At 58.1% G+C, this 310-nt stretch carries 1 pseudogene; it reads left to right on the forward strand.

Annotated elements, in window-relative coordinates:
• A pseudogene (locus tag AC5ZFO_RS48415) lies at positions 1-310 on the forward strand (reverse transcriptase domain-containing protein); the annotation flags it as partial.

Raw genomic sequence — 310 nt, forward strand, 5'->3', positions numbered from 1 at the left:
CCACATGGATTCCTATGGGTATCGGCCAGGGAAATCAGCACATGATGCACTGGCTGTGGCTCGGCGTCGATGCTGGAGCCACGATTGGGTGCTCGACCTCGACATCAAGAGCTTCTTCGACGAAATCGATTGGAGCCTTCTGATGAAGGCCGCGCGCCGCCACACCGACTGCAAATGGGTCTTGCTCTACCTGCAAAGGTGGGCTGGAAGCGCCCGCGAGCATGCCGGATGGAAGCTTGGTCAAGCGCACAAGAGGAACTCCGCAGGGGGCTGTCATCAGCCCGCTGTTGGCGAATCTCTTTCTTCATTA

This window comes from Bradyrhizobium sp. Unk1 (assembly GCF_059512345.1).